Annotated in this window: 3 protein-coding genes and 4 pseudogenes; 4 read left to right on the forward strand and 3 right to left on the reverse strand. The window is 67.9% G+C overall.

Translation table 11 applies throughout. From position 1 onward, the window contains the following. Positions 1 to 143: 143 nt before the first annotated feature. Complete coding sequence (locus tag ACWD35_RS44645) at positions 144 to 1,742, reverse strand: IS4 family transposase (RefSeq protein ID WP_451357049.1); 1,599 nt, start codon at positions 1,740 to 1,742, stop codon at positions 144 to 146. A 136-nt stretch (positions 1,743 to 1,878) separates the two neighbouring features. Between ACWD35_RS44645 and ACWD35_RS44650 the strand changes: the two are divergent. After that, a pseudogene (locus ACWD35_RS44650) lies at positions 1,879 to 2,073 on the forward strand (IS3 family transposase); the annotation flags it as partial. 93 nt (positions 2,074 to 2,166) lie between these two features. Here ACWD35_RS44650 and ACWD35_RS44655 read toward each other — a convergent pair. Further along, positions 2,167 to 2,421, reverse strand: a pseudogene (locus tag ACWD35_RS44655) (transposase); the annotation flags it as partial. 147 nt (positions 2,422 to 2,568) lie between these two features. Here ACWD35_RS44655 and ACWD35_RS44660 point away from each other — a divergent pair. Then, positions 2,569 to 2,957 (forward strand): annotated as a pseudogene (locus tag ACWD35_RS44660) (UTRA domain-containing protein); the annotation flags it as partial. A 253-nt stretch (positions 2,958 to 3,210) separates the two neighbouring features. Here ACWD35_RS44660 and ACWD35_RS44665 read toward each other — a convergent pair. After that, positions 3,211 to 3,484 (reverse strand): annotated as a pseudogene (locus ACWD35_RS44665) (hypothetical protein); the annotation flags it as partial. Positions 3,485 to 3,749: 265 nt separating this feature from the next. Here ACWD35_RS44665 and ACWD35_RS44670 point away from each other — a divergent pair. Further along, positions 3,750 to 3,986 (forward strand): hypothetical protein, encoded by a 237-nt coding sequence (locus tag ACWD35_RS44670; RefSeq protein ID WP_451357050.1) that lies wholly within the window; start codon positions 3,750 to 3,752, stop codon positions 3,984 to 3,986. Between the two features lie 423 nt (positions 3,987 to 4,409). Continuing rightward, complete coding sequence (locus ACWD35_RS44675) at positions 4,410 to 5,669, forward strand: FAD-dependent monooxygenase (protein ID WP_451357051.1); 1,260 nt, start codon at positions 4,410 to 4,412, stop codon at positions 5,667 to 5,669. Positions 5,670 to 6,153: the final 484 nt, after the last annotated feature.

Below are 6,153 nucleotides of genomic sequence, written 5' to 3' on the forward strand. Positions count from 1 at the left end.
AGCATCTGGACGCTGCCGGCATCGCCGCTTCGATCGGATCGGTCGGTGACGCCTACGACAACGCTCTGATGGAGAGCACGATCGGCCTGTTCAAGCAATGCCGCGGAGTTAAGTCGTCCCGCATCACGTCAAGTTGATCAGTTTCAGCTGGCAGGGGCGAGCCATTCGGGGGCGATCCGGTATCTTCCTCGTCCTTCCCGGATCAGCATGGTCTGCTCTGCCCACTGGTTGATCTGTGTGCATAGGCTGCGGTACTTCGCCCTCACCGTGATGCCGAGGGCCTTGCTGATCTCGACGGTGCGCCAGGCTCGTCCTGGATCGGTGCGCAAGAGGCGGAGGGTGCGCTCCCTGAAGCCCAGGTCATCGGGCTCGGTCTCGTCACGCCGGTGGACGGCAACGTGCACGGAGGTGATCCGCTGGCTCTTTCTGGGACGTTCCTGGGAGACCACGGTGTACTGCGAGATCGGGCATTTCACGAGCCGGGCGCTGGTGCGTGCCCGACGCGGCGGCAGCAGCGCACCAAGTACGGCCTGCGCGATGCCGCCGTTTCCATCGGCGGGTTCGAGAACCGCCCGCGCGGTGATCACCTGTTCTGCCGCCGCTCGGAGGGCAATGGTGAAGCTGGCGCGGTCGGGGTCGGTGCCCGGCCGGGACTCGACCGCGTCCACCATGGCGCGGCGAAGGCTCTGGTAGACGGCCAGCAGCGCCCACAGTTCCTGCTGCAGGCCCACCGGGTCGCCGGAGCGCAGAACCCGGCCGGCGAGCAGCGTGTCCTTGAGCGCGAGGAAGGACAGCTCGATCTCCCATCGCTCGCTGTAGAGCGCGACCAGCCGGTCGGCCGGATCGGTCTGGTGGTCCAGGAGCGTCGTCGCGAGGCGGTATCGGTCCGCGGCGCGGCTCCCGTCGGCGCAGATCGCTGTCACGTCGGCCTCGATGATCCGGAAGGTGTGGCCGCGCAGCCGGGTCAGGTAGGAACCGTCCGGCAGTACGGAGATCACAGCCGGGCGGCGGCGGTAGGTGAGCCGTGCCAGGAGCTGGGCGCCGGTGTCAGCGACGTCGTTCAAGAACTCGTCGCCGGAGAAGTTCCGGTCGGTGAGCAGCAGCATGCTTGCGTCCAGCAGCGGCAGCAGTTGTCTGGCGTATCCGGGCTCACCTGTGCTCGTCGGCCCGAACACCGCCCCGAGCAGACCGCGGGTGCCGGTCTCGCACAGAGCCATCAACCGGACGTGCGGGTACCCCTCCACGCCTCGGTGGCGGCGGGTCTTTCCCAGCACCTCACGGATCCGGAAGGTGTCGGGAGCCTGCAGCGAGTTGCATCCGTCGAAGGCGACCGTGCGCCATCGCCGGTAGCTCACTCCGGGCGTCGAAGGACGGGCGAGCGGGCCGGCCACCGTCTCGAACAACTCCTGGAACGGAGCCGTCCCCAGACGGCGGCGCACCTCGCGCAGCGCCTTCTCCGAGGGGACCTTCGAGACCAGGGCCCGCACCCCGGCAATCAGGTTGCCCCAGACGCGCAGATACCCGGCCTTTGGGAAGAGGCACATCGCCAGGACGAAGTACACCCCCACGCGGGAGGGGATGAGACGCAACCTGCGCTGCACCGCCCTGGTGCGTTCCAGCACATCGTCGACCAGTTCGAAGGGAAGAAGCTGCGTGAGCTCCCCCAGATGTCCGGGGGCGAAGACGCCCGAGGCGACGGTAATGCTATGCGTCACCGTCGTGGTGGCAGACTGCTCGGGCAACGGGACCTCCGCTCGGAGTGATGAAGACCTTGGTCGGCTTCACCTCAGTAGCAGAGGTCCCGTTCCTCGCAGACATCCATGGCCGGAATCCGATCAACTTGACGTGATGCGGGACGACTTAACTCCGCGGCATTGCCTGTTCAAGACCGAGCTGATCAAGCCCCGACGGCCCTGGAGGACGCTGTCCGACGTCGAACTCGCCACCGCCGAGTATGTCGACTGGTACAACCACCGACGACTCCACGGTGAGATCGGCCACGTCCCGCCCGTCGAATACGAGAACAACCACTACCTCGCAACCGCGAAACCCCAGGTCACAACCAACATCTGAGATCTCTACCGAACCCGGAACGGTTCACTCCTCGGTGTACCGCTTCGTGTACTTGCTTCCCACCTGGTGCTACTTCCTCTGGAACCTCAAGATCCCAGTCTCCAGGTGTCCACGATCAAGGGGAAGCTTCACGGCCCTCGTGTCCCACTCGCGCGGACGATATCCGTTGCGGTGGTTGACTCGCTCGTCGCTGACCTGCCCGTATTCGGCATTGCAGAGGGCATCGGCCTCCGCGGACATGAGTGCGTCGGCGAACGTCTCGATCATCGCGCGCGGCAGATCGGGACTCGCCGCGGCGAGGTTGTCTTCCGTGAGGGCGTGCAGGGGCAGACTGTCGGGTGCGGTCATCGTGCTGATCTCCTTCGGGCTTCGACACCTCGAAGATCAGCCGGTGGCCGTTCATCTATGCAGACTCCACCCCGATGTCGGAGCAAACCCCCGGATCAGGTCGAACCCGTACACCACTTCCGTGGACGCAACCGCCCCTCGACCGTGATTGCCGCAGTCCTGGGTCTGGTAGAAGGCGAGCGGGTCTGTGTACGCAGGCGCCGGTTCGTCCTTGACGGCAAGCCGGTATTTCTCACCACGTCGTATTTGGCGGCCGAACTGGTTGCCGGTACGCCGATTGCGCAGCCGGACACGGGACCCGGCGGTACGGACGCGCGACTTGAGGAACTGGGCCGCGGGCCGACTCGCTTTCGAGAGGAGATCCGTTCCCGCATGCCGACCGCGGAAGAGGCTGACCGGCTGGGCCTGCCGTCCGGTGTACCCGCGTGGCACTCATTGCCCGTACTGCATTCAACGCAGACGGTGTGGCGGTCGAGCTGAACGACATGGTGCTGGGCGCGTCCGCGTACATCCTGGAGTACGGCTTCGAAGCCTGATCCTCGCGTTCTTCTCGTGTGCCGAGGCACGCACGCGTGCGCCGCGGGAGGTTTTCTCCGTGGTCCCGGATGGCTCAACTCTCTGCGATTCCCGGCGAGTCCGCTCCTGCACCACCACTCGCCGGCCTCGCCGCTGGACTGACGGCGGCCGCTTGTGTGAGCACCGCCGGGCCGGCCGCCGGGCCGCCGGTACGGCCGTTGTCGCCGGTGCCGTTCGGGGGCGTACCGCCCGTCTTGCCGTTGCCCTGTGGCCGCCGGAGAAGCCACCGCCTCCGCCACCGCCGCCTCCGTTGTTGCCCTTGCCGCCGAAGACCCGGCCGAGGCCGTTGTAGCCCGTGATCAGGTCTCAGACGGTGCCGTCCGTGGAGCCGCCGATGTACGACCGTTCCGAGGCGGGCACCAGTGGACGCGGCCGCCGTCCCCCAGAAGCTGGAGATCGCCAGGGCCACGCCCGCGAGCACCAGGTTCATGATCCGCTTCACGAGGTTCGTTCTGGCCGCGTACGGGTAGACCGCGAAGACGCCGGGGCCGGTGCGGAGGGCGGGGTCGCGGTGACCGTCCGGCTGGTCTACGGGGCCGGCGCCTCAAGGGGCCCGTCATAGGGCCGGCAGGGCTGTCACGAGGCTGGGCACCGGGGTGGCCTGGGCGGGACACGGACTTCTATCAAGATCATTTGCGGGTGTCAAGTCACGGCATTTAGTGGCGTGACGACGCATGACCCGTTCGGGCTTACTCGAAACACGACCTCACCGATCCGGAGTGAGGCGCATCCACCGAAAGTAGGGACAGGTCGTGTTTCGAACGAATAAGAAGATCGCCAAGGTCGCGGCCATCACCGTAACCGTCGCAGGGGCGCTCCTGGGCGGCGGCGCCGCCGCCCAGGCCGCACCCGCCACCGCGCACGCCACCACCGTGGCAAGCCTCAGCAGCTGGGGCGGCGGCTGGGGTCACCACCACTGTCACCACGGAAGCTGGGGCGACGACAGCAACAGCTGGGGCGACAGCAGCGACAGCTGGGGCTGGGGGTAGCCGACCCGGGGCAGGCGGCACCAACGCTGCCCTGACCCCCGCGGCACCTCGTGGCGGCGCCTGACCGGCCACGAGGAGCCCCCGGTCAGATCGCCAAGGTCCGGGCGCGGGTGCGGCAGAAACACCTCAGGTGTGAGATCGCCGCACCCACGCCCGGTGCCGGGCACAGGCCCAGCCCCCTTCTGTGCCCTCGGGCGCGCACCGACCCACAAGCACCAAGACCCAACCCACCGAGTCGACCCAGAGACTCAACCCAGGGAAGAGGAACCCATGCGACCGCTACTCCAAGGCCCCGACCGGCAGGGGACGCCGGCCGGGGCCGCCCTTCCGCCGCTGGGCGGCCCCAATCCGACACCGACCGCGCACCAGGGTGCCGCAGCCGCGATGCGGCCGCCCGGCCGTGCAGCCAGAACGGGACACGCCATGAAGATCGTGTGCGTCGGCGGTGGGCCGGGCGCGTTGTACTTCGCGATCGCGGCCAAGCGCCGCGATGCCGGCCATGACATCACCGTCATCGAACGCGACCCGCCGGGGGCCACCTACGGCTGGGGCGTGGGGTATGGGGACGACCTGCTCGACCACCTCTACCGCAACGACCCCGACAGCGCCCAGGCGGTGCGTGCGGCCTCGGCCCTGTGGCAAGACCAGGAGGTCCGCCGCGGGGAACAGACCGCGTATCTGGGCCGGTACGGCTACAGCATCGCCCGCGCCACCCTGCTCGACATCCTCACCCGACGCGCAACCGAGCTGGGGGTGGATGTCCAGCACCGCCGCAAGGTCGACGACCTGGCCGAGCTCGCCGACGCCGACTTGATCGTCGCCTGCGACGGGGCCAACAGCCGGGTGCGCCAGTTGCACGGCGACCACTTCGGCACCCGCCTGGAAGTCGGCCGTAACCCCTACATATGGCTGGGCACCGACAAGGTGTTCCCCCGCTTCACCTTCGCCTTCGAACCGACCCCGGCCGGGTGGATCTGGTTCTACGCCTACCCCTCGAGCGCGGAAATCAGCACCTGCGTCGTCGAGTGCGCCCCAGAGACCTGGCGGGGGCTGGGGCTCGATACGCTCGACACCGCCGACGGTGTGCGGTTGTTGGAACAGATCTTCGCCTCCGCTCTGGACGGCCACGCGCTGCTTGGCCAGTCCCGGGGGGAGCCGGCACGCTGGCAGCACTTCACCGAGGTACGCAACGCCACCTGGTGCCACGACAACGTGGTGCTGCTGGGGGATGCCGCCCACACCACCCACTACACCCTGGGCTCGGGCACCCGGCTGGCGCTGCTGGATGCGATCGAGCTCGCGCACAGCCTGTATACGGAGGCAGAACTGCCTGCCGCTTTGCAGGCCTACGACAAGCGCCGCCGGGCCGCGCTCCATCCCGTGCAGGCCGCGGCCCGCACCAGCATGGCCTGGTTCGAGCACCTCGACCATTACCTTGAGCAGGATCTGGTGGACTTCACCTACGCGATGTCGATACGGCAGGGGGCCCAGGCGCCGTGGCGCTACCAGCTGCACAGGGCCACCCAGGTCCCGGTGCTGCGCCGGGTACGACGGGAAGCCAGCAGTGGCCTGCGGAGGTATCTGGCGCTGCGGCGCGGGGAGACGGCCCTCGGCACGGGCAGCGCCACCAGGAGGGCCACGACCACGGCGGCCCTGGCGGCACCGGTGGGGCACCAGCAGTGACGGCACTGGACAGGGCAGCCCCGGAAACCTGGACCACCAAATTTGTCGAGCCGTGATTCCTCATTCCTCCTGACGATTTTTCGGCCGGGCCGACTCGATGCAAAACCTCGAAGGACACGAACCCCGCCGCAGTGCTTTTCCTCATCCCTCGCGATGCGGCCGCCCCGGCGCACGACGAAAATTCACCAACCCGTGTGCCGGGCCGAAAACCCTGCACCCCGGAAAGAAATAACCCATGAGCACTCACCCATGCACACATCACCCGGTGCCCGCGGCGGCACCTGCCCAGGGCTTGCCACCGAGACAGCCCAGGCCGGCACTCCGTTCCCGGTTCTTGTACACCGCCCTCGCTGCCACCACCGTCGTCTTGCCCCTGGCCCCCGCAACGGCACTAGGGCCTGTGTGATGTCGTGATCAATCGGCTGCTTGCAAGAGATCTCCGACCCAGATCATGGAGGCGCGGAGTTCGAGGCCGGCGAGGTAG

Source organism: Streptomyces sp. NPDC002671 (assembly GCF_053592475.1).